Annotated in this window: 22 protein-coding genes; 17 read left to right on the top strand and 5 right to left on the bottom strand. The window is 41.5% G+C overall.

The window, feature by feature from the left end; all coding sequences use genetic code 11:
* Positions 1-11: 11 nt before the first annotated feature.
* From N475_RS14995 to pabB, 3 genes are all read right to left on the bottom strand, one after another.
* Positions 12-1,388, bottom strand: a complete 1,377-nt coding sequence (locus N475_RS14995; RefSeq protein WP_063365512.1) for an L-serine ammonia-lyase — start codon at positions 1,386-1,388, stop codon at positions 12-14.
* Between the two features lie 100 nt (positions 1,389-1,488).
* Entirely contained in the window at positions 1,489-2,046 is a 558-nt protein-coding gene (locus N475_RS14990; protein WP_063357099.1) for an NUDIX hydrolase, read from the bottom strand.
* Positions 2,043-3,389, bottom strand: coding sequence for an aminodeoxychorismate synthase component I (pabB, locus tag N475_RS14985; RefSeq protein ID WP_063357098.1), 1,347 nt, complete (start codon positions 3,387-3,389; stop codon positions 2,043-2,045). Before pabB ends, N475_RS14990 begins: the two co-directional genes overlap by 4 nt.
* A gap of 237 nt (positions 3,390-3,626) precedes the next feature.
* Here pabB and N475_RS14980 point away from each other — a divergent pair, with 237 nt between their 5' ends.
* The 10 genes from N475_RS14980 (at position 3,627) to N475_RS14935 (ending at position 13,939) form a co-directional block, all read left to right on the top strand.
* The gene (locus N475_RS14980; protein WP_063357097.1) at positions 3,627-5,153 is read left to right on the top strand and encodes a fumarate hydratase; all 1,527 of its coding nucleotides are present in this window, start codon (positions 3,627-3,629) and stop codon (positions 5,151-5,153) included.
* 458 nt (positions 5,154-5,611) lie between these two features.
* Positions 5,612-6,652, top strand: a complete 1,041-nt coding sequence (locus N475_RS14975; protein ID WP_063357114.1) for a Leu/Phe/Val dehydrogenase — start codon at positions 5,612-5,614, stop codon at positions 6,650-6,652.
* 59 nt (positions 6,653-6,711) lie between these two features.
* Positions 6,712-7,380, top strand: coding sequence for a CatA-like O-acetyltransferase (locus N475_RS14970; RefSeq protein ID WP_063357096.1), 669 nt, complete (start codon positions 6,712-6,714; stop codon positions 7,378-7,380).
* A gap of 377 nt (positions 7,381-7,757) precedes the next feature.
* The gene (locus N475_RS14965; protein WP_063357095.1) at positions 7,758-8,528 is read left to right on the top strand and encodes a DUF3450 domain-containing protein; all 771 of its coding nucleotides are present in this window, start codon (positions 7,758-7,760) and stop codon (positions 8,526-8,528) included.
* 6 nt (positions 8,529-8,534) lie between these two features.
* Positions 8,535-9,899, top strand: coding sequence for a MotA/TolQ/ExbB proton channel family protein (locus N475_RS14960; protein ID WP_063357094.1), 1,365 nt, complete (start codon positions 8,535-8,537; stop codon positions 9,897-9,899).
* Complete coding sequence (locus N475_RS14955; RefSeq protein WP_023402251.1) at positions 9,899-10,423, top strand: MotA/TolQ/ExbB proton channel family protein; 525 nt, start codon at positions 9,899-9,901, stop codon at positions 10,421-10,423. The genes N475_RS14960 and N475_RS14955 overlap by 1 nt, the downstream gene beginning before the upstream one ends.
* 14 nt (positions 10,424-10,437) lie before the next feature.
* A complete protein-coding gene (locus tag N475_RS14950; RefSeq protein WP_023402250.1) occupies positions 10,438-10,842 on the top strand; it encodes an ExbD/TolR family protein in 405 nt (134 codons plus the stop codon).
* Positions 10,842-11,456 (top strand): energy transducer TonB, encoded by a 615-nt coding sequence (locus tag N475_RS14945; protein WP_063357093.1) that lies wholly within the window; start codon positions 10,842-10,844, stop codon positions 11,454-11,456. Before N475_RS14950 ends, N475_RS14945 begins: the two co-directional genes overlap by 1 nt.
* Before the next feature lie 10 nt (positions 11,457-11,466).
* Positions 11,467-12,729, top strand: a complete 1,263-nt coding sequence (locus N475_RS14940) for a tetratricopeptide repeat protein (protein ID WP_063357092.1) — start codon at positions 11,467-11,469, stop codon at positions 12,727-12,729.
* A 175-nt stretch (positions 12,730-12,904) separates the two neighbouring features.
* Positions 12,905-13,939: a hypothetical protein gene (locus tag N475_RS14935; RefSeq protein ID WP_081215918.1), complete on the top strand. Its 1,035-nt coding sequence runs from the start codon at positions 12,905-12,907 to the stop codon at positions 13,937-13,939.
* Here N475_RS14935 and N475_RS14930 read toward each other — a convergent pair.
* Together N475_RS14930 and N475_RS14925 are read right to left on the bottom strand one after the other, a co-directional pair.
* The gene (locus N475_RS14930) at positions 13,917-14,279 is read right to left on the bottom strand and encodes a TraR/DksA family transcriptional regulator (protein ID WP_063357091.1); all 363 of its coding nucleotides are present in this window, start codon (positions 14,277-14,279) and stop codon (positions 13,917-13,919) included. The two genes, N475_RS14935 and N475_RS14930, sit on opposite strands and share 23 nt — an antisense overlap.
* Before the next feature lie 42 nt (positions 14,280-14,321).
* Positions 14,322-15,302: a tRNA-dihydrouridine synthase gene (locus N475_RS14925; protein WP_063365511.1), complete on the bottom strand. Its 981-nt coding sequence runs from the start codon at positions 15,300-15,302 to the stop codon at positions 14,322-14,324.
* Positions 15,303-15,498: 196 nt separating this feature from the next.
* Between N475_RS14925 and N475_RS14920 the strand changes: the two genes are divergently transcribed.
* The 7 genes from N475_RS14920 (at position 15,499) to N475_RS14890 (ending at position 23,865) form a co-directional block, all read left to right on the top strand.
* Positions 15,499-15,969, top strand: coding sequence for an HvfA family oxazolone/thioamide-modified RiPP metallophore (locus N475_RS14920; protein WP_063357089.1), 471 nt, complete (start codon positions 15,499-15,501; stop codon positions 15,967-15,969).
* 54 nt (positions 15,970-16,023) lie between these two features.
* The gene (locus N475_RS14915) at positions 16,024-16,863 is read left to right on the top strand and encodes an HvfB family MNIO-type RiPP peptide maturase (protein WP_063357088.1); all 840 of its coding nucleotides are present in this window, start codon (positions 16,024-16,026) and stop codon (positions 16,861-16,863) included.
* Entirely contained in the window at positions 16,863-17,612 is a 750-nt protein-coding gene (locus tag N475_RS14910; RefSeq protein ID WP_063365510.1) for an HvfC family RiPP maturation protein, read from the top strand. Before N475_RS14915 ends, N475_RS14910 begins: the two co-directional genes overlap by 1 nt.
* 402 nt (positions 17,613-18,014) lie before the next feature.
* Positions 18,015-18,560, top strand: coding sequence for an adenine phosphoribosyltransferase (gene apt, locus N475_RS14905; RefSeq protein ID WP_063357086.1), 546 nt, complete (start codon positions 18,015-18,017; stop codon positions 18,558-18,560).
* Positions 18,561-18,565: 5 nt separating this feature from the next.
* A complete protein-coding gene (gene dnaX, locus N475_RS14900) occupies positions 18,566-21,073 on the top strand; it encodes a DNA polymerase III subunit gamma/tau (RefSeq protein WP_063365509.1) in 2,508 nt (835 codons plus the stop codon).
* A 58-nt stretch (positions 21,074-21,131) separates the two neighbouring features.
* Entirely contained in the window at positions 21,132-21,458 is a 327-nt protein-coding gene (locus tag N475_RS14895; RefSeq protein WP_039607771.1) for a YbaB/EbfC family nucleoid-associated protein, read from the top strand.
* Between the two features lie 547 nt (positions 21,459-22,005).
* A complete protein-coding gene (locus N475_RS14890) occupies positions 22,006-23,865 on the top strand; it encodes a M48 family metallopeptidase (protein ID WP_063365508.1) in 1,860 nt (619 codons plus the stop codon).
* The last annotated feature ends 387 nt before the right edge of the window (positions 23,866-24,252 follow it).

Genomic DNA, 24,252 nt, shown 5'->3' with positions numbered 1-24,252 from the left:
AAGAAGTCGGTTTAGCATTCTATGATGTTAACCGCGAGGCCGCCACGAGCGGTTTCTTTATATTTAGTCTTCATATCGTTACCTGTATCAAGCATCGTCTTAATAACTTTATCGAGAGATACTTTTTGGTCACCGGTTCCGCGAAGTGCCAAACGAGAGGCGTTGATTGCTTTTACAGCACCCATTGCATTTCGTTCTATACAAGGTACTTGTACAAGACCACCTACAGGATCACAAGTAAGACCCAAGTTGTGTTCCATACCAATTTCTGCTGCATTTTCTACGTGGACTACATTGCCACCCATTATCTCAGTTAAAGCGCCTGCGGCCATAGAACAAGCAACACCAACTTCACCCTGACACCCAACTTCAGCACCTGAGATGGAGGCATTTTTCTTGTATAAAATACCGATTGCAGCTGCAGTTAATAAGTAACGAGTTGCGATCTCAATATCTACTTCTTTGATGAATGTGTGATAGTACATCAATACCGAGGGTAGGATGCCCGCCGCACCATTAGTTGGAGCTGTTACTACACGTCCACCCGCTGCATTTTCTTCATTTACCGCTAGTGCAAATAGATCAACCCAGTCCATTGCACGTAATGGGTCGTTGCTATTTTCTACGTTTAATTTTAGATAAAGGCTAGGTGCGCGTCGCTTAACTTTTAATCCACCTGGCAAAATACCTTCCGTCCGCATGCCACGCTCAATACAAGCTTTCATTACTTCCCAAATATTGAAAAGTTCTTGCTTGATTTCGCTTTCGCTACGCAGCGTTTTCTCGTTTGCCATCATCAATGCTGAAACGCTCAAACCTGTCTCTTTGCAAATGCTCAACAGTTCTTCAGCGGTGTCAAATAGATAGGGAGCCGGGTTTTGCTCTCGCACATCAAGTGCAGCCTGCTTTTCTGCTTCAAAATCTTCATCTGTGACGATAAAGCCACCACCAATAGAATAATATATCTGGCTATGTAGCAGTTCATCGCCTTTGTAAGCTTGGATCTCCATTGCATTAGAATGCTTTGGCAAAGTTTTTCGACGATGGAAAACAACGGCGCCTTGCTTAGGAAAATCAGCTTTATGTTGTTGATCTAAGTAAATTACTTGCTCTTGTTCGATTTTTTCTAGAATTTGAGGAACAAGATCAGCATCTATGGTTTCTGGATCATATCCAGCAAGACCCAAGATAACAGCTTTACCAGAGCCGTGACCAATACCTGTTTGACCTAGTGAGCCAAATAGCTCAACTTTTACCGCAGTAACGTCGTCAATTAATTTACTGTTCTGTAGATCTTTGACGAACAGACGCGAAGCGCGCATCGGTCCGACGGTATGGGATGAAGATGGCCCAATACCGATACTGAACATATCAAATGCACTAATCATAAATTTTACTCATCATTGCCTCTGAACGGGCGCACATAATAACGTTAATTATTGCAGAAGTAACCCGTTATAGGACGGAAAATACCGTTTTACTAGATGATTAAATTAGCGTGCTGGTAAATTTCGTTATAATACTAGCCGTTGCTCCCCACAATAGCCCATGAGGTGTCATGAAACCTTTGATGCTAATGGCTTTGCCCCGAAAATTGGTAGGGTAGCTTTGCCATTGTCTGGGGTCCATTAAGTCACTTAAAGAGAGTGTAAAAACGTTATCTACTTCATCACTTGATAGCACCCATGTGGCATTGTTTTCCACCTTTGCCAGAATCGGAGTAATATGAAATCCACTCAAGGAGCTATGTGTTTCAAGCTCACCTAGGGTAGTAACATGTTTTCGTGAAAGGCTGATTTCTTCGAACGTTTCTCGTAGAGCGGCATCTTGTACTGAAGTGTCCTGAGCTTCTATTTTCCCACCAGGAAAACAAATTTGACTAGGGTGTGCTCTTAGGTTTGCGTTGCGCTTACATAATAATAACTGAGCTTGGCCATCTAACTCAATTAAGGGCACAAGCACAGCGCTTTGCACCCCGACAAACGTTTTGGAAGGGTTTGACGTTACTGAGAGTGTGTATTTACTAATTATATGTTCAAGCTTCATTTAAGTATGGGGAGTATCTTGTTTACTTTATGATAAGTTTCTTGATACTCCGCGTCTACATTTGAATCGGCTACAATTCCGCCACCTGCCCAACAGTAGATGGACTGATTATCGCATACGAGCGTACGAATAGTGATGGAAGTATCCATATCACCGCATGCACTCAAGTAACCTATTGAGCCACAGTATGCGCTGCGACGATGTGGTTCGAGTTCTTCGATTATTTCCATAGCTCTAATCTTAGGGGCTCCGGTAATCGAACCTCCTGGGAAAGCAGCTTCGAGTTGGTCCACGGCATCTTTACCAGGAGCGAGTTCACTGGTAACAGTACTAACCAGATGGTGAACAGCTGGGAAACTTTCGATTTCAAACAGCTTGGGAACATTAACGGTACCGGGCTTTGCGACCTTGCCTAAATCATTTCTTAGCAGATCCACAATCATTACATTTTCAGCTCTGTCTTTAGTTGAATGACGCAAAACTTCGGCCTGTTCGCTATCTTCGACAGCATTTGATAAGCGGGGTAGGGTACCTTTAATCGGTTTTGTTTCAACTTTATTCGACCTGACAGAAATAAATCGCTCAGGTGATACTGACACTATTGCCTTGTCTTCACCAAGGTTGTAAAACGCAGAGAATGGGGCTTTGTTATTTGCTCTGAGCTTTTTATATGCTTGCCACTCAGAACCTGAATATTGGGCTTGGAATCGCTGAGCAAGGTTTATTTGATAGCAGTCACCACTTAGTAGGTAATGATGTATTTTATCAAATTTAGTTGTGTACTGCTGCTTAGTCATGTTTGACAGCCAATCAGTGCGCAATTCAAATGATGGTAATTGAGCAGAAACACCATGGATAATTTCGAGATACTGCTCTAGCCTGTTTGTTTGGGGCTGCGAAACATAGAACCACTGCTGTTTCTTGTTATCGAATATCAATGCATCCAAATATAATCCAGCGACCATATCTGGCAGTGAAATATCAGCAACAGATTCCTCTGGTATGTTTTCAATATAACGACCCAAGTCGTATCCAAAAAAACCTAACCAACCACCAACAAAGGGTAATCCTTCTACTTTATTGGTACACAACTTGGATAATTCTTTTTTTAATAGCTCAAAGACACTCAAATTTTGTAATTGGCCGTCAAGAAGTGCATTTCCTTCGCTCGCTTCAAGGACATGAACTGGGTTGAAGCTAATTATGTCGTAATGACTATTTTCATGTTTTGCATCGCTGGAATCTAGCAATATTGCATACTTATGTTGTGCAAACTGTTCAAAAACTTCCACTGTAGAGAGAGAAATGTCGACCGCAATGCAATTATTCTGTGCATTTATCATTTACTTGACCCTGAAAACTAGCCCGAAACGGGCGAGGAGGTTATCATAATTAGATATGAATCTATAGAGTATAGAAGCGATAACCAATAGCCACATTAATTGTAGGGACAAGAATCACTGACTCGGGGCTTGTAGTCGGTTTGTGATGTTTTTGGCTCAGTGGTGTGACTACTTCGCTTTTGTACTTTTCAAGTACACGTCATTTAGCAGTCCTAAATGGCAAATAAAGGAACCGTCATGAGCATTATCCGTCAGCAAGATTTTATTGATAGCATTGAAGATGCGCTGCAATACATTTCTTTTTATCACCCGCTTGATTTTGTACAAGCTTTAGAAAAAGCATACAACAATGAACAAAGTAAAGCCGCTAAAGACGCAATCGCGCAGATTTTAATAAACTCTCGTATGTCAGCGGAAGGCAAGCGCCCTCTATGTCAAGACACGGGTATCGTTACATGTTTCGTTAAAGTTGGTATGGACGTTAAATGGGACAAAACCGACTTAACAGTTCAGCAAATGGTGGATGAAGGCACACGTCGTGCTTACACGAATCCAGATAATCCACTTCGAGCGTCAATTGTTGCGGACCCTGCGGGAAGTCGCAAAAATACTAAAGACAATACTCCTTCTGTTGTCCACGTGGATTTAGTACCTGGTGCTGAGGTTGAAGTTATGATTGCCGCTAAAGGCGGTGGCTCAGAAAATAAAACTAAAATGGCAATGTTAAACCCTTCAGATGACGTCGCTGCTTGGGTTGAAAAAACATTACCTACAATGGGCGCTGGTTGGTGTCCACCGGGAATGATAGGCATTGGTATCGGTGGTACAGCTGAAAAAGCGGCTGTACTGGCAAAAGAATCACTGATGGACCCTGTCGATATTCATGATTTACAAGAGCGTGGTGCAGAGACAGCTGAAGAGAAACTGCGTTTAGATATCTTTGAAAGAGCTAATAAGCTGGGCATAGGTGCACAGGGTCTTGGTGGTTTAACCACAGTGGTTGACGTTAAGATCAAAACAGCGCCAACACACGCAGCTTCGAAACCTGTTGTAATGATCCCTAATTGTGCAGCAACACGTCATGTGCATTTCACGTTAAATGGATCTGGCCCTGCTGATCTAAAGGCGCCAAAGCTTGAAGATTGGCCTGAAGTAACTTGGGAAGTGGGTGAAGACACGCGTCGTGTTAACCTAGACACGCTTACCAAAGAAGATATCCAAGATTGGAAAATGGGCGAAACAGTATTACTGTCTGGTAAAATTTTAACTGGCCGTGATGCTGCTCATAAGCGCCTGCAGGAAATGATCAATTCTGGACAAGGCTTACCTGAGGGTGTCGACTTTACAAACAAGTTTATCTACTACGTGGGTCCAGTAGATGCTGTGGGTGATGAGGTTGTAGGTCCAGCAGGCCCAACGACTTCGACACGTATGGACAAGTTCACAGATCTAATGCTTGAGAAAACAGGCTTAGTTGGGATGATTGGTAAAGCGGAGAGAGGTCCAGCAACGGTTGAATCTATCAAGCAAAACAAAGCCGTTTACTTAATGGCTGTTGGTGGCGCTGCGTATCTAGTTGCTAAAGCAATTAAGAAATCACGTGTTGTAGCATTTGAAGATCTAGGGATGGAAGCTATCTACGAATTTGAAGTAGAAGATATGCCAGTAACTGTAGCGGTGGATAGTGAAGGCGCAAATGCCCATACTCAAGGTCCAGCAATTTGGAAAGCTAAAATTGAAGAGCTTGATAGCAAACTGAGCTAATCGCTTTTCATTCTAAAGGCGGTATTTCCGCCTTTAGAATTCTTGTTACTCTACTTCCATAACTTTTAGTTGTCATAATCCAGTAAATTCTTCATCTCCCCCGTAATATTTGGTTGTTTATTATTCGATACACTTACAGCGAACGAGTGCGAAGTTTGTTAACAAACTAATTTGATTCCTTGCCGTGTAAATTTATACTTACAACGAACAATTGCTTTACGTTTACGTAAACAGAGGCTTTGGTTTTGATAGGTATTTCTAATTAAATATATTTACTTTAGTAGATATATTGGTTTAATTTGCCTTTTTGTGTTCTAAAGTTAAATTATTTATGCGTGATGGTAAAGGGTAATGCTTAGATCATCTCATTTGCTGGATTGACTAAAGGGTTAATGATAGAGTCTGGCCAATTTCAGCGCTATCTGACACGTTCAGACAATAATCGGAGAATAATCAAAGTGGCTGTATTTAACCAAGTTGAATTTGATAACCATGAACAAGTTGTATTTTGCTCAGATGAAAAGTCGGGCCTGAAGGCAATCATTGCTGTCCATAGTACTAAACTAGGTCCAGCGGTTGGTGGCTGTCGTTTATGGGATTATGCAGAAGATCAAGATGCAGTATACGATGTATTACGTCTATCTAAAGGTATGACATACAAGAATGCAGTAGCTCGCTTACCATTTGGTGGTGGTAAATCAGTGATCATTGGTGACGCGAAAAGCATCAAATCTGAAGAATTGTTCAGAGCTTTCGGTAGACACCTAGAAAGACTAGGCGGTAGTTACTACTCAGCAGAAGACGTGAATATCACAACAGGTGATGTCATGGTGATGCACAAAGAGACCAACTATGTTTTAGGTCTTGAAGGTAAGAGTGGCAACCCTTCTCCATTTACAGCTTTAGGCACATTCTTGGGCATTAAAGCTGCGTACCAACATAAGTTTGGCCATCAAGATTTAACAGGCGTAAAGGTCGCAGTTCAAGGTTTAGGGGCTGTTGCATATGGCCTGTGTAAACATTTACATGAGGCTGGTGCAAAGCTATTCGTTACTGATATTAACCAAGCATCAATTGATCGTGTTGTTACCGACTTTGGTGCAGTTGCGGTGGACATTGACGAAATCTACGACTTAGACGTTGATGTATATGCGCCATGTGCACTCGGTGCGACTGTAAATGATGAAACGATTCCTCGTATTAAAGCAACCATCATTGCTGGATGCGCTAACAACCAGCTTGCAGAGCCTCGTCACGGCGATGTTTTACGTGAGAAGGGCGTTTTATACGCACCAGATTACGTAATTAATGCTGGTGGTATCATTAATGTGTACTACGAAACTAAGCCTGAAGGTTATAATGAAGCCCTCGCTACTAAGCACGTTGAAGGCATCTTTGACACGCTAGCTGAAATCTTCAAACGTTCAGATGAAGAGCAAAAGTCCACGCATGTTATCGCCGATGAACTGGCGCAAGAAATCATCGAGAATGGATTATAATCCAATTTCATTGAAGCTATACTAAAGGGCGAATTCGCCCTTTTTTTATAGTTGTAGAAATGAAAAAAATCGCTTTAAATTCTTGGGAACGTAAAGAGCACTTTGAGTTTTATCAAGACTTTGCTGATCCAAACTTTAATATAACTACCAATTTAAATACCCATTCACTTTATTTTAGAGCTTCTCAGGCTGATCTGTCCTTTACTTACTGCTATCTTTATTGTTTAGCGAGAGCAATAGAACATTGTGATTTTATGCGATATCGCATTGTGGACAGGTGCCCCGTTGAAGCTGAACAGGTAACGATAAGTGGTACATTTTTAAGGTCAGACAATACATTTAGGTTCATCACACTAAGCGACAGTCAGAACATACATGATTTCATTCAACAATCAGAAGAGAATAAAAAGGTTGGATTGGAACAGCCCTTGATGGGCGAAATGTTTTTGTCAAACTGTACCTCAGTTGAACAGGTATATGTATCAATTTTGCCTTGGTTTCAATTTAGTAGCTTTAAACATGCAAGGCATGTTGGTGACAATCTAGGCATTCCAAAAATTATTTTTGGTAAATTAAATGATGACAAAAACAGTCTGCCTGTATCTATAGAGGTACACCATGGACTGGTTGATGGGTACCATATTTCATTGTTCTTAGATGAATTTCATCGTCAAATCATTGCTTTATGCAGGTATTTGGAAGAGGAAAAAAATTTTCATCGACAATAATATTGTGTTATATGCAATTTTTTATTGTGAAATTTTCTTGCTAAGGGATTGATAGATATAGCGTAATTAAAGGTTTGAAGCCAAATGGGGCCTTGTTTTTGGCTGTTTTTTGACTGTAATAAATTGTTAATTAAGTTGCTTTGTGTATGAAAAGTAAGTGATTTAAGTTTTTTTTGGTTGTTTTGTTGTTAATGTGATGTTTTATTTCATTTTATTAGAAATGCGATTACAAAATTAGTTTTAAACATGAAGTTGACATGGGCAAATGCATTTAGCATTATTGCACGGTTGATACTTCTAAAAAGGTATCCGGGGTACTCTTCTAAAGTTAGAGTGCAAAAATTATAAAAGTAACATTACTTAGTTGGTTGGGAACTATGTCTGTTAAAATCAGAAAGAGTCTTGTAGCTTCAGCGTTATTTGGCGCAGCGGCATTTGCAAGCAGCAATGTGATGGCAGATCCTTTGAATGACATACAAAAAGTAGGTCAGCAAACTCAAAAGGCTGCTCAAAAGTCTCAAGAAAAAGTTGATAATATTTACGGTCAGTCAATCGAAATGATTGCAGAATACCGCACTACTGTCGATGAAACAGAACTTCTAAAAGTTTACAACGACCACGTTGCACGTTTGGTTGCGGACCAAAATGCAAACATTGAGTCTCTAGAGCGTCAGATCGCGACAGTTGATAAAACTAAGCAAGACGTTGTGCCTTTGATGTATCGCATGATTGATACACTCGAGCAATTCATCAAAGCGGACGTCCCGTTTGATACTGAAAAGCGTTTAGAGCGCGTAGAAAGACTACGTGAAACACTTTCAAACGCAAAAGTAACTACTTCAGAGAAATACCGTCAGGTATTAGAAGCTTACACTGTTGAAACTGCATACGGTACAGCAATGACTGCTTCTCAAGGTTCTCTAGAAATTAACGGTAAAAACATCAACGTTGACTTCGCTCGTCTAGGTCGTATCGCTTATGTTGCTCAATCATTCGATCAAAAGAATGCATGGGTTTGGGACAACAATGCGAAGCAGTGGCAATCACTAGGTGAAGAATACCTTAAGCCTATCAAAGACATGATCCGTATAGCACGTGGTCAGGCTGCCCCAGAACTAGTTAAACTTCCTATTTTCGGCGCGGAGTAATAAAACATGAAGAAACTATTTAAAGGTTTTGCAGTTGCTGCAGCATTAACAGTTTCTGCTGGTGCCGCGTTGAATGCACATGCAAACACGGAAGCACTTGACAAGATCCTAGAGCAAGTTAAACAGAATCGTATTTCTGAAGGTAAAATTAACAAAGCTCGTGAGCAAGAGTTCTTGTCTGAGCGTGCTGACAAGCAAGCACTACTTAACAAAGCTAAACGTGACCTAGCTGCTGAAAAAGCACGTGGTGAGCGTCTTAACAAGCAATTCAAGCAAAACGAAATCACTCTTGCTGACAAAGAAACTGAGCTAGTAAATGCTCAAGGTACTCTTGGTGAGATGTTCGGTGTTGTACGTCGTTCATCAGCTGATGCTATCGGTTCAATCGAAGCATCGATCGTAAGTGCTGAAAAGCCAGGACGTGCTGAAGTTCTTCGTTCACTAGCTGCTGCTAAAGAGCTGCCAACTACTCGTGAACTTGAAGAGCTTTGGATTGCATTCCAAACTGAAATGACTGAATCTGCAAAGACTTCTACTTTCGAAGCTGAAGTAGCAGAGCTAAGCGGTGACATCAATGTTAAGCAAGTTACTCGTATTGGTAACTTCAACCTTGTTACTAAAGATGGTTACGTTGTATATGACGCAGAGAACAAGTCAATTGTTCCTCTAGGTAAGCAGCCTGCTTCAAACGTTGTTGCAACAGTTTCAGACCTTCTTAACACGTCTGCAAGCAGCTACGTTCCTTTCGTAGTGGATCCAACTCGTGGCGCTATCCTTCGTCTTAACACTCAAAAAGCAAGTGTTGAAGAGCGTTGGCACCAAGGTGACACTGTTGGTTACATCATCACTGCATTGTTAGCGCTAGGTGCACTAATCGCATTAGTACGTTTCCTAGACCTAATGGTAGTTGGTGCTAAGATCAAGTCACAAATCAAGAACGCTAACAACCCAAGTGATAACAACCCACTTGGCCGTATCTTGAAAGTGTACCATGACAACAAGAACCAAGACGTTGAGAACCTTGAGCTTAAACTTGACGAAGCAATTCTACGTGAAACGCCTCGCATTGAAGCTGGTATCAACATCATCAAGATCCTTGCAGCTATCGCTCCGTTACTAGGTCTACTAGGTACGGTTGTTGGTATGATCTTGACGTTCGAATCAATCACTCTATTCGGTACTGGTGATCCGAAGATCATGGCAGGTAACATCTCTCTAGCACTTGTTACAACAGCTCTTGGTCTAATTGCTGCGCTACCACTAATCCTACTTCACGCTATTGTTGCTGGTCGTAGTAAATCAATCCTACACATTCTTGACGAGCAAAGCGCGGGTATCGTTGCTGCGCACGCGGAGAAGGAGAAAGCATAATGCTAGTCCTGGTGGAGACGTGGGAATCTATCAGGGATTTTGTTGCTACAGGCGGCGACGTACTATTCGTTGTCGCAATGGCACTCTTTCTTATGTGGGTATTAATGATTGAGCGCTATTGGTTCCTATTAGTGGAGTTCCCTAGAATGCATAAGGGGATTGTAGCTAAATGGGATGCCCGCCAAGATACTACATCTTGGTACGCACACAGAATCCGTGAAGCATGGGTTTCTGAAGCGTCTGAAAAATTAGATGAGCGTATGTTGATTATCAAAACATTGGTTGCAATGTGTCCATTAATCGGTCTACTAGGTACAGTGACAGGTATGATTTCGGTATTCGAAACTATGGCTACTCAAGGTACTGGTAACCCGCGTTTGATGGCGTCAGGCATTTCAATGGCGACGATACCAACAATGGCTGGAATGGTTGCGGCACTATCAGGTGTATTCTTTAGCACTCGTCTTGAGGCGAGAGCAAAAATGGCTAAAGAAAAGCTAATCGATAGCTTGCCACATCACTAGAGAGAGATATAAATATGGCACGTAAACAGCGTTTTCGTGAAGAAGAAGAAGCAGCAGTAGATATGACACCGATGCTTGACATCGTATTCATCATGTTGATCTTCTTCATCGTAACTACCTCTTTTGTTAAAGAGGCAGGCATTGAAGTTAAAAAGCCAAAAGCTGCACAGGCTCAAACTAAGAAAAATGCGAACATCTTTATCGCTATCCGTGAAAACGGTGAGATTTGGATGGATAAGCGTCAGGTAGATGTTGAGCGTGTAAGCGCTAACCTTGAAAACCTATTGGCTGAACAACAAACTGAGACAGTAATTATCCAAGCGGATAAAGGTGCTAAGCACGGTGTTGTTGTGAAGGTAATGGACCAAATCAAGGCAACTGATGACGGTCTGAAGATTTCAATAGCTGGAGCTAAGTAATGATTCGATTTCTGTTTTCACTTCTTGCAGGTGGGGCAGTAACTTTCGGCTTGTTCTTCTTTATGTCTTACCTAATCTCCGGTGGAGCTGATAGGGCAGACAACCAAAAGGAAGAGATCATAGTCGAGATTATGTCGAATCCACCTGAATCAGACGTGCAGGAGAGGAAGCGTGTACCGCCTCCACCTCCTCCACCGCCAAAGCAGCCGCCTAAGCCGCAGCCGCCACAGCCAGAGACGTCAAATCCTGCTGCTGGAGCTATCGGCTTCAACATGCCTAGCATCAATATTGGTGGTACGGCAGGTGGTCTGAGTGGCCCGGGTGATTTCGGTCGTGATGGTGAAGCAACACCTATCGTTCGTATTGAACCTAAATACCCGCCGCAAGCTGCGCGTGATGGTAAAGAAGGCTGGGTACAGCTTGAATTTACAATCAACGAGCTTGGTGGTGTAGAAGATATTAAAGTAATCGCAGCTGAACCTAAGCGTATTTTCAACCGTGAAGCGCAAAGAGCACTTCGTAAGTGGAAATACAGACCAAAGATTGTTGACGGCAAGCCGCAAAAGCAATTTGGTATTCAAGTTCAACTTGATTTCAAACTTAACCAAGACTAAGGAGTAAGATATGAAGCAAATGTCAAAAGCAACAGCTCTTGCTCTGATGATGTCTCTAGCTGGCGGTGCTTTGAGCACCGCAGCAGTTGCTGCTCCAGATCCTGCAAAGATTGAAGAGCGCAAAAAAGCTAAGACTAAAGTCATGGGTGAGCGAGTTGGTAAAAAGGTTATCAAAGCATTTGACCTTTACAACGAAGATAAAGTAGATGAAGCAATCGCTTTGCTGCTTGAAATCGACGCTTCAGATGAGTTTGATCAGGCAACGGTTAACCGTTACTTAGGTAACCTATATGCTCAGAAAGAAGAGTATAAGACGGCTATCAAGTACATTCGTCAAGCGATTGCTCCAGACGTACTTAACTTCAAAGATCAAGCTGATCTAATGAAGTTGCTAGGTGACCTATTAGTAGGTACCGAGCAGTACGAAGGCGCAAAAAAGGCTTATTATGACTGGATGGACTTTACGGGTGAAGAAGACTCGAAAGTTTACGGTCGTATTGCACAAGCAAACTACGAACTTAAAAAGTTTGCTGATGTAATTAAGCCGGCTGACCAAGCTATTGCTTTAAATAAAGAAGAGCCTAACAAATCATTCTATATGCTTAAGATTGGTTCATATTTTGAACTTAAGCAATTCCAGAATGCTGTTAGCGTTGCTGAGGAACTTGTTAAAATCTTCCCTGAAGACAAGCAAGTTTGGACTCAACTTGGTTCTTTCTACATGCAAACAGAGCAGTACCGTAAAGGTCAAACTGTGATGGAGATTGCATACAAGAAAGGCTATTTTGAGAAAGAGAACCACTACAAGATTCTTGGTAGTTACTACTCTTTGAATGAAATTCCTTACAAAGCGGCTATTACGTTTGAAAAGGCAATCAAAGATAAAAACATTGAGCGCAATAAGCAAAATGTTACTGCTACAGCAAGTTACTTCCACCAAGCGAAGAACATTGCTAAAGCAGCTCAGTACTATGAAGAAGCAGCTAAATTTGAAGATGATGCTGAGTTGTATAGAAAGGCTGGTAGCTTGTTGCTACAAGACCTTCAATATGCAGCGGCAGTTGTTCGTTTAAATAAAGCACTTGAACTTGGTTCTAAGAAAAAGGGTACAATTTACTCTGACTTAGCAGAAGCTTATCTTTATCAAGAAAAGTACAAGCAAGCATATCGCGCGATTGTTAAGGCTCAAGAAGATCCTAAAACACGCAAATTTGCTCGCAGTTGGGCCTCTTTTATCAAAGAGAAAGCACAGCGTAAAGGTATCAGCCTTTAATTGAAAAAGCCCCGTAAGGGGCTTTTTTGTTTCCTCATAAAAGCTTGATTTAGCGCACGACTTTTTGCCGTATTTTGCTTAAACTACCTAGTGATTTTATTCGTTACCCAGTGTCCATTGGCCTGCTTTACAGACTAAATTTCGATTGATTCGATAGTTTCGTGATGGGGATATCATGCTCAAAAGCTTTGTCGTACTTTTTGCTTCGTTCATTCTTCTTTTACTCAATGCATGCTCCGAACAAAAGCAGCAGCTCTCATTTGAGGAGTTTACAGAATCTTCAAAAGCACTTAACTGGTTAACGCAAAACCAGCAAGAGAGACAGCGCCAAGCAAGCAGTGTAATGCCATTTGATGACGCCTATCTAAAAACACGACATGAACTTCTTTACTCCATCGACACTGCAAATTTAACCAGTGAGCAGGAAGATGCATTGGATTATTTGAAAATCCAAGAGCGCTACCCTGAAAGGTTTTTGGTTTGGCCTGCCTATTTTAATGTACTTGAACGTGCGCAAGGTATTGTCACTGATAAGGCATTAGACGAGTGGTTACAGCTGGTGATTGAACGCCTCAATAAGGGCAGAGAGAGTAATATTGTACTAAATCGCTTGGAGCGCAATCAGTTACTAGATTTTCTCGAAACATCACATTATGGCAGTGAGCAAAAAAATGTACTCACACGCTTTTTAAGGGCTTATAAAGTACGTTCTAATATCGGTTTACACCAATTACCTAATGGTAAGGAGTGGTATCAAAGCAAGATGAACTTTTATTTGGGACAGGCTGTTGACCCCAATGAGTTACTGACTGCCTTGAGTAAACAAGCCGAAAGAGTTCCGGGGAAGATTGAAGTAGCGCTTACTTCACATATTAATATATCTAAGCCTGTCGTATTGGAAATGGTTGAACGCTACTGTGATGCTAAAGAAGGGTATAATTGGCGTGATGGATACATTGATATTAAACAGACATTGCTACTGTGTAAGCAGGATATTCCTGAGTCGGTTTATCAATGGATGGTAACAGTTGTTCAAGTTGACGTTGGTATACACTTGTATGCTTGGTCACAACAGCAAGCAATGCATAGGCTTCAATCCCGGTTAGCCCTGAATGACGTTCAAGCCTATGCAATTCTTAAAAATATTGTATTTCATCCTGCCACAAGTATGGCCATCTTACCTAATATTAAAGCTTTTGAAGCGCTTTAGATTGGCAGCTCTTACATCTTTGTGTTGTGGGGTCCTGATTTAACAGCTCCACCTCGATTTCTTTTTCACAATCACAGCAAAACCCAAATTGACCAATATCAATTTGGCACATCGCAGCTTCAATTTGAACTAGTCTTGTGTAGTTTGGAAACTGACTAGGGCAAATTTTGTCATCAATGCTGTCAATCCAATCTGCAGGAGATGTTTGTTCAAGCATTTCAGCAAGCTGCGAGGTCACAGGGTTGCTATTTGTTTTTAAATCTTCAATGAAGCTTACTCTAATATGGGCAAGTTCATCGGCTAACTTTAACTGACATTGGTTTAGTAGATTTTCATTCATGGGCCGGTTCTCCTCTGAATGCCCATTATCTATTGCGGTCAGTTAGATGTTATGATTTGAATCAAGAGACGGAGACTTTGCGTATTTCTCTAATACCGCAACCACATCTGATTTGGACTTTAATCGTTTTATTTCCTCGAAGAGACTGTGCGCTTCCGCGTATTGTAGCTTTAGGTATCCAAGCCACTGCTTGGTTCTAGATGAAAAATATTTTTCGCTAACGTTCTCATCTTGGTGCATAGAGGAGTGTACTATATGATATACCACTTCTTGCCAAGTTAATGGTGTATATTCAACACCCTGCATGTGAGCTTTGATTTTGGTAGCGAGATCGGGGGTAGCTAATGCGCCTCTACCAAGCATTAAATCCTGACATTGGCTCTGTTGTTGACAACGGACGGCATCTTCGACTTGCCAGATCTCTCCATTTGCCACTACTGGAATTGACAGCCGGGCGAGTAACGGCGGAATTTTTTCCCAGTAAGCCGGCGGCCTATAACCGTCACGCTTTGTTCTCGCATGAATTGCTAAGCTCGACGCACCAGCACTTTGCACTGCATCTACGATTTCAGTACTGTTAGTATCATCGTCGAACCCCAATCTAATTTTAGCGCTCACAATGTGTTCCTCAGGAACCGCTTCCCTAACTGCTTTGATGATTTGATATATTTGCTCAGGCTCTTTAAGTAATACCGCGCCACCTTTGCTCTTATTTACCGTTTTTGCGGGACATCCAAAGTTGAGATCAACGCCGTGAGAACCCAGTTTCACAGCTTTTCGCGCATTGGCTGCCAATACATGCGGCACTTGCCCGAGCAGTTGAATTCTTACAGGGGTTCCTGCACGTGTATACCCGCCATTTAACAGCTCAGGGCAATACCGCATGAATACACGTCTCGGCAGGGTTAAATCTACTACTCGAATAAACTCTGTGACACAGAGGTCAAAGCCGCCCAAGTCAGACAGCAATTCTCGCATTTTAAAATCGACTACGCCCTCCATAGGGGCCAATATAAGCTTCATGAGCACTGCACCAAATCAAAATTCGCGCTATTCTATATGAGAAGGAGATAATTATTAATATAAATCTTGCTTGTACTTCTAAAGAAATAGCCCAAGTAGGCACACTCGAAACTCAAAAATTAAAAAACTTTGAAATAAGTTTTAAGGAAATAGGGTCTATTAAACGAACCCGAATTAAAGATTGAGAGATAACACTATGAACACAGTAAAGAAAAACTCACTAGCTTTGACCTTAAGCGCAGCGGTAGTAAGCACGGCGGCACTGGCATCAACAGAAGCTTCTGCAAACCCATTTTCTTATGAAGTGATGACTGCTGGTTACCAACTTGATGCGAGTGAAGGTAAGTGTGGTGAAGGCAAATGCGGTGGAGATGCTAAAAATAAAGAAGGTAAGTGCGGCGAAGGTAAATGTGGCGGCGCAAAAAGCAAGTCTGAAGGAAAGTGCGGTGAAGGCAAGTGTGGCGGCGATGCCAAAGGTAAAGAAGGCAAGTGCGGCGAAGGTAAATGCGGCGGCGCAAAAAGCAAGTCTGAAGGTAAATGTGGTGAAGGCAAATGTGGCGGTGCTAAAAGCAAATCAGAAGGCAAGTGCGGTGAAGGCAAATGCGGCGGTGCAAAAAGCAAGTCTGAAGGCAAGTGCGGTGAAGGCAAATGTGGTGGTAGCCACTAATTAGCTATTTAGCTTTACCGTTTTTAGTTAGGTGTTTTAGCTGTGGGAGTATTGATGAACAAAGCTATTGGTAGTGTTGGTTTAGGCTTACGAAGAGAAATGTTGAGTGAAGTGTTATCTTCACCATCTGGGCAAGTTGATTTCTATGAAGTTGCACCAGAAAACTGGATAAATCTAGGGGGTAAGTTTGGCAATCAATTCTCTAGACTAACAGAGCAACACAACTTTGTATGCCATGGCCTATCACTATCACTTGGCGCGACATCACCTCTTGATATTGAATTTCTCAATGCGCTCAAAGGTTTCTTTGAGCGCCATCAAATTCAATGCTATAGCGAGCACCTGAGCTATTGTTCTGGTAGTGGTCATATGTATGACCTAATGCCAATTCCTTTTACCGAAGAGGCGGTTAAACATACGGCAAAACGTATTCGTGAAGTACAAGAGCGGTTGGAAAGAAGAATTGCCGTCGAAAATGTGTCTTATTATGCGGCGCCTGGTCAGGAAATGTCTGAGTTAGAATTCACACTCGCTGTATTACAAGAAGCAGATTGTGACCTATTACTTGATGTTAATAATATCTATGTCAATTCAATCAATCATGGATATGACGCAGAAACTTTTTTGAAAGCAATGCCGACATCACGAATAGCATATGGGCACGTTGCTGGACACTATGTGGAAGAGCAAGATCTACTTATTGATACACATGGATCTGATGTCTGTGACCCTGTATGGGAGTTGCTCGCAAAAGCCTATGATTATCACGGTATCTTTCCCACTTTATTGGAACGTGACTTTAACCTTCCTCCAATGGACGTTTTACTTGAAGAGGTTACCCAAATACATACTATTCAAAACGCACATAGCAATATGCAAGTGGGGATTGCATAATGTCGTTCGCGCAAGTTCAAGCCGATTTTGTGGCGCATATTAAAGACCCTGAAAACAAGCCTAGTCCAAAAGGTATTGAAGACAGGAGAATGAAAATCTATAGGGAGCTGTTTTTTAATAATATTGAAAGCTTTATCGCTTCTGCATTTCCTGTTTTAAAAAGTTTGTATTCGTCAGAAGACTGGCAAGTACTTGTTCGTCAGTTTTTTATTGAGCACGACTGTAAAAGCCCGTATTTTCTAGAGATCAGTCAAGAGTTTCTTCATTATTTGGAGCATAGTTACACCGCTAAACCATGCGATCCTAGTTTTATGTTCGATCTTGCTCATTATGAATGGGTTGAGTTAGACGTATCTATTTGTGAACGAGATGACAGTGAGGATATTAGGTTGTCAGCGTTAGCGCTGGACACTGCTCTTTTTCTGTCGTCAACAACTCGAAGTGTGCATTATGACTATCCAGTTCATCAAATAAAGCCTGATTTTCAACCTGATACGCCAGAGGGAGGGCCATTTTGCTTTATCGTATATAGAGATTTTGATGAAGAAACGCAGTTTATTTCAATCAATCCACTGACAACGATGCTGCTTGATGCGATTTCTCAAACTCCGGGTATATCTATTACCGAGTTGAGTCACAGTATTTCTGAGCAAATTCCACAATTTACATCAGAGCAATTGGCTATCGGTGCTCAGCAAACACTTGAGCAATTTGTTGAGCTGGGAATAATTGTCGATAAAAAGCTCTAGAATGCTTTATCTACATTTTAAGTTCCACTAAAATTGTGCGCACGTGTCGTGCTACAGCCTTTGTTTTCTCATGGAAACAAGGTTTAAATTTTAGGGGACTAACATGTCTGATAGTGATTACAAAGATCCATTCAACGCAAAATACTTTTTTGCATTCTTAGCCTGTTTTGTGGTGATTGGCTGTTTAAATGCAATTTTAGGTTGGCTTACTCTGGGCGTATAGAGCCTTTTTGGTTTGTTCAACACAAACTTGAGCTTAGATGGGTCACAAACTAATCAAGCATGGCCCATTAATTAACTTAGACTTGGTTTTTTCCTCGAAATTCGCTCAATCTCGTTTCAACTCGATCCTTTCTTGTTATAATCAATTTCTTTCGACTTAAAATCTAAAAACGAACCATTATGACACAAGAAAATACTTCTTTGATCAAAGAGAGCATTGCAACAGTTCCTAATTACCCAAAAGAAGGGATCATGTTTAGGGATGTTACTACATTACTTGCAAACCCTGCCGCTTTCAAAGCAACTTTAGATGCTTTTGTTTCAGTGTACAAAGACCAAGGCTTTGATAAAATTATTGGCACGGAATCTCGTGGTTTTATTTTCGGTGCTCCACTAGCATTGGAATTAGGTATTCCGTTTATTCCTGTACGTAAACCTGGCAAGCTTCCGCGTGAAGTAGTAAGTCAGTCTTATCAGCTAGAGTATGGTGAAGACACACTAGAACTGCACAAAGATGCAATTGAGCAAGATGACAAAGTGTTACTAGTGGACGACCTACTTGCAACAGGTGGTACAATTGAAGCGACAGCTAAGCTCGTCGAACGCTTAGGTGGCAAAGCAACAGATGCTGCTTTTGTTATCTCATTACCTGAGTTAGGTGGTGAACAAAGAGTGGAATCACTTGGTATAAATATCCTAAAATTAGTAGAGTTTGACGGCGAGTAGTATCAATGAGCTATCAGGTCTTAGCAAGAAAGTGGCGTCCTCAATCATTTCACGAAATGATGGGGCAAGAGCATGTAAAGCAAGCATTAATCAATGCACTCAATGAACAGCGTTTACACCATGCATATTTGTTTACTGGTACTCGCGGAGTAGGCAAGACCACCATTGCTAGGATCTTTGCAAAAAGCTTAAACTGCGAGCAGGGGATATCTTCTACCCCTTGTGGACAGTGTGGCACATGTGAAGAGATAGAGTCAGGTAAATTTATAGACTTGATTGAAATCGATGCTGCTTCACGTACAAAGGTCGAAGACACCAGAGAAATTCTGGACAACGTTCAGTACGCACCCACACGAGGCCGCTACAAGGTTTATTTGATTGATGAAGTGCATATGCTATCCAAGCATAGCTTTAATGCCTTGTTAAAAACGCTGGAAGAACCACCTGAGCATGTGAAATTCCTTCTAGCAACGACAGATCCCCAAAAGCTGCCAATTACTATATTGTCTCGTTGCTTGCAGTTTAACCTCAACGCTATGGCGAAAAGCCAGATAGTTGAGCAATTAGCAAAAATATTGCCAAGCGAAAACTTTCAGTTTGAAGATGATGCTCTAGATATTATCGCTAAAGCAGCAGATGGCAGTATGCGAGATGCGCTAAGCTTAACTGATCAAGCAATAGCACAGACTAACGGACAACTAACTGTTCAGGCTGTGCAACAAATGCTGGGGCTAATGGACAGTGCTCATGCAATGTTACTCATGAGTGCAATCTTATGCCAAGATGGTACAGCTCTGATGAGTGAAATCGAAAATATTGCGCTCAAGAATGGCAACTTTACCAGCGTAATTGATGATTTAATTTCTCTTGTTCACATTATTCAACTGACTCAACTTGTGCCTCAAGCTGCGCACATGGGTCAGTTTGACAAGCAGCAAGTGAAGACATTAGCGGAGCAAATTTCACCTCAAACGGCGCAATTATTTTATCAGCTTTTGCTGACAGGCAAGAAAGACTTAAGTTGGGCCCCAGATGCCAAACTGGGCTTTGAAATGGTCATGCTTCGTTTGCTCGCTTTTGAAAATACCGACTTTTCTCAGCAAGCTCCTGTGTCGTCGAGCTCCCAAAACACGCAAAGTTCGAGTAAATCTCGCGCTGGAGCATTGCGTGATATATTAAACTCTAATCAGAATAAAGCACAGACACAGACACAGACACAGACACAGACACAGACACAGACACAGACACAGACACAGACATCACCAGCGCAAGGCTCTACGAGTTCACCGCAGGGCATTATGGCACAGCAACAAGCAGTGAGTGAACCCGCGGCGTCAATGCCTGTTGAGCACAGTCAGCAATCACATGCTGCTGCGCCAATACAGCGCGAATCTGTTTCTGAGCAACCTGCTCAACAAGGCTCTTTACAACAAGTTCAGCGACCAGAACAACTGTCAAACCAGCAACCAGCAATGCCTGCTATGAACCCTCAAGAACAGCTTCCCCCCATAGAGCAGCAGTTCAATGATGTGATGGCTCAAGCGACTGCACAAGGCTTTGATGATCAAAGCCAGTATGAGCAGAATTATGATGTACCCGCAGCACCAAATATTACGACGCAGCAGAGTACTGGGCAACCGCAAGATGTGGGGGCTAATACGCAAACTTTGTATTCACAAAAGCAAGGTGAAGCGCAGTCTGCAATTGCTAAAATATTGCAAAATAGGCAGATCTCTGGAGCTGGAAAACTGCTTGGGGGCAATGAACCGCCAAAAAAGCCTGAGCAGGCAGATGTTAACCGATCATCTTCCGGTGGTGTTGAACCACATAAAACTCTGCCTCGCTCTGAGTTAACCGCAAAGCCAGTTGGTAAGGTATCTGAAACAAGTACTGCAGTTAGCAGTAATCCAGCCGGAGGTGAACGTGTTGAAGGCGCGCCATTGCAGCCAACACTTAAGCCTAAGCCAAAAAAGCAAGATTTCTCAGAACGCTTTAAAAAAGACGAGAGTAAGCTGGCTCCTGAGCTAATTGAGCAGCTTGCTCCTGTGCAATCTCAAAATGATGACGAAGAACATAAGATTGAGATCCCAATTCCGGAAAATTTTGTAAGCCCGATCAGTGAAGTTAAATTTGCGCATCAAAAAGATGATTGGGCAAAGTTGATAGAAGAAATGGAGCTAAGCGGGCGTGTAAGACAGTTTGCATTGCATGCCATGTATCAAAAGCAAGCGAATACTTGCTTATTGACCACTGAATTGAGTCAGCAACATCTTGACTCGCCCATGCTCAGAGAGAAGTTGCAAGAGTCCTTTTCTCACGTACTTAAAGAACCTGTTGAATTACAGTTAGAGTTTGTAGAGCAAGTGCAGTCAACGCCGTTTTTAATTCAGCAGGACATTGATCAGCAACGTTATTTGGAAGCTGTTGACGCTGTAAATTCAGATCCCGTAATTCAAACAATGGTGGCTGAATTTGACGCAACGGTAAATGAAAAATCGGTAAAGGCATTGTAATTAGTTACAATAGACCTTATCTTTTAGCCAATTAATTTTTGAAGTAAGAGAGCACACTATGTTTAAAGGTGGAATGGGCAATATCATGAAGCAAGCTCAGCAAATGCAAGAGCGCATGGAAAAAGCCCAAGAAGAAATTAAAAGCTTAGAGGTTACTGGCGAAGCGGGTGCTGGCTTGGTTAAAGTCACTATGCTTGGTAGCCATAACGTTCGTCGAGTTGAAATCGATGAGAGCTTGATGGAAGACGATAAAGACATGATCGAAGACCTATTAGCAGCTGCTGTAAATGATGCAGTTCGTCGTGTTGGTGAAGAGACGCAAAAGCGCATGTCAGATGTAACAGGCGGTATGCAGATGCCTCCAGGCTTCAAAATGCCGTTCTAATTTAGAATCCCATAAAAATAGCGCCTTTAGGCGCTATTTTTTTGCCTGAAACTTCTGAATACACAATCGATGTATGAAATGATGAAGTTAATCGCTCAAATCTTTGTTGATAACTTAAATCTCGGTTGATTGTGCTAAGCCAATAAACAATTACGTGACAAAGGGGGGTGGCGCTTTAACTGCCCAACTAGAATGCTTTGTACTGATATTTGCGACTTTTTTGTTGGAGTGTGAGCAATATATCTGAGGTGAAGAGATTGGTTATCATTGAATTATGTCCCTGCAAACTAAAAAAATGACAAGCTTTGAAATGGGTGCGAAAAAATTACTCCTAATTTAATTTTTACTCTAAAAGATTCTGCAAAGGCCGCTGATAACTCATATTAGGTCTTAAATAAATTTATGATATTCTCTCATTAAAATGAACAGTTTAATGGCAATTCAGTCGCAAGGTAATTGACTGGAATTGATTGAGTTCATTGTTGTAATTTTTTAATTTAGCCTAAGCTCCAGGCTTTAGTTTACTCCTTATGGGACGTTATATTCTATGGATAGAAAGCAAGAAGAAATTCAAAACCTACTAGCACAAGCCGAACAAGATCTATCTCAGGATCCAAAATTATATGAACGGAAGCTATTCCGTTATTCGTTACTTGGCTATACGATTATTTTAGCAATCACCTTTGTTCTATTTGGGCTTGTAGCGGGAAGCGTTTGGCTCGCTTTTTCAAGTTCCATGTTCTTATTACTATTGTTTAAGAAGAAGTTGTTTATTCCACTGTTCATTATGACATGGGTTTTATTCAAATCTGTATTTATAAGGTGGCCCAAACCAGAAGGCGTGATTATTACTAGAGATCACTCTCCAGAGTTGTTCAATATGATCGATGAACTTCAATGTAACTTGCAAGCACCACATATCCATCAAGTAATTGTTACTCCTGAGTTTAATGCTGCAGTTGCCCAAACCCCAAGGTTCTTAGCATTTGGGTTTATGCACAATACTCTAATACTTGGTTTTGAGTTGTTATTGTCATTAACTGTTGAAGAGGTGAAATCAGTTATTGCTCACGAACTTGCTCATTTGTCTGGGAATCACAGCAAGTTTCGCGGCTGGATATATCGAGCTAGAGAATCTTGGCAGAATATGATGTTCAACCTTGATCAACATAATGGATGGACGACAGCTCCAATTAGAAAGTTTTTCAATTGGTATAGCCCAAGGTTTTCGGCATATTCGTTTGCCTTAGCGAGGCTGAATGAATACGAAGCTGATAATGTTGCTGGTGAACAGTCATCTAACGAAATTGCAGCATCAGCCTTATTGAAGTTACATGCGTATTCAAACTTCATTCAAGATAAGTACTGGACGCCGTTTAGCCAGTCTATATTAGAGTTACCTGAACCACATACATTGCCCTTTGCAGGTCTAGTTAAATTCATGGAGCAGACAGAAGTCTCAGCAGCAGAGGCAAATTCAGCAATCACTTTCGCAAAGAAAGTGACAACAACCAATCAAGATACGCACCCTTGTTTATCTGAAAGGTTGGCCGCGTTAAAAGGTGAAAATGTTGAGTTTTCCCCTACGGAAGGCTCTGCTGCAAAACAGCTGTTTGCTGAACAGATCGACGATGTTACTGCGATGCTAGATGCACAATGGAGTATGTTTAGTTTAGATAGTTGGAAGCAAGAGCATGAGTTTATTCAGGAAGAGAAAAAAGAACATGAAGGGCTTAAAGACAAAGACATTAATGAGTTAAGCAAAAATGAACTTTGGAAGTTGTCATATCTTCAGGAAAGATTTGAGAGTGGCAATGACGTAATAAAGTTATATCAGGCTTTCAATGAACTGTATCCCAATGATGCTCATGGTCAATTTGCATTGGGCAGAACCATGTTGGAGCAACAGGATGACCAGGGATTACAATTCCTAGAAAATGCATCTGAAAAAGATGAGCTGTTAGAACCGTCGTCAAAAGTTGCATATGCGTATTTAATTGATAATGACCGTATTGAGGAAGCAAATATCTGGCTTGAAAAAATGCACAACTTGGAAGGTATATATCGGGAAGCGAGTATGGAGCGTCACTCCATAAGCAGCAAGGACACGATTGAAGCAACAAACCTACCAGAAGAGGAATTAGCTGCGATTGTCCATCAAATAAAGGCAAGCAAAAAAGTAAAGTCGGCTTGGGTCGCGCAGAAAAAAGTAAATAACTTTTCCGACAGCCATGTATTGATATTTGCAGTAAAGGCGAAAAGAGGATTTTATTTATCTGCTAACTTACCAGAAGAAATAATTAGCTCTTTAGAAATAGAGTCTGATAAGACAGTGTTTGTACTCACCAAAGTTAATGATCGACAATTATTTAAAACCGTGATTGCTACAGGTAAACAAGTCATTTAAGTAGGCATTGTTTTACGAGTTTGGGTATGGCTCCGGTCTATTTTTCCTTTTTTTGTACTCATGAAGCGGATGAAAGTGCACTCTGCAATAGCAATAAAGAGAGTTGTTCCCTTTGCTGTATTTTAATTGGGAGCAAGAGTAGTTTGCCCCAGTTGTTTACTATACCCATTAAGAGCCGTATATCGAAAGGTTCCGGCCAAAAACGCAGTATTCACAGGGAGACTCGCTATAGGCAAGCTCCAATAGAAATAGTGACAAATGTGAGTAATCGGTGAGAGAGCCTCGGTTTATTGAGCATACACTCACTTGTAAATTTTGATAACCTTTTACTTTTCATGGCGTAATGCGATACATACCGCTTAACGTTAAGCACTCTATGTGCGATTT

This window comes from Pseudoalteromonas luteoviolacea DSM 6061 (assembly GCF_001625655.1).
GTDB lineage: Bacteria > Pseudomonadota > Gammaproteobacteria > Enterobacterales > Alteromonadaceae > Pseudoalteromonas > Pseudoalteromonas luteoviolacea.
This window is presented reverse-complemented; position numbering and strand designations above follow the sequence as displayed.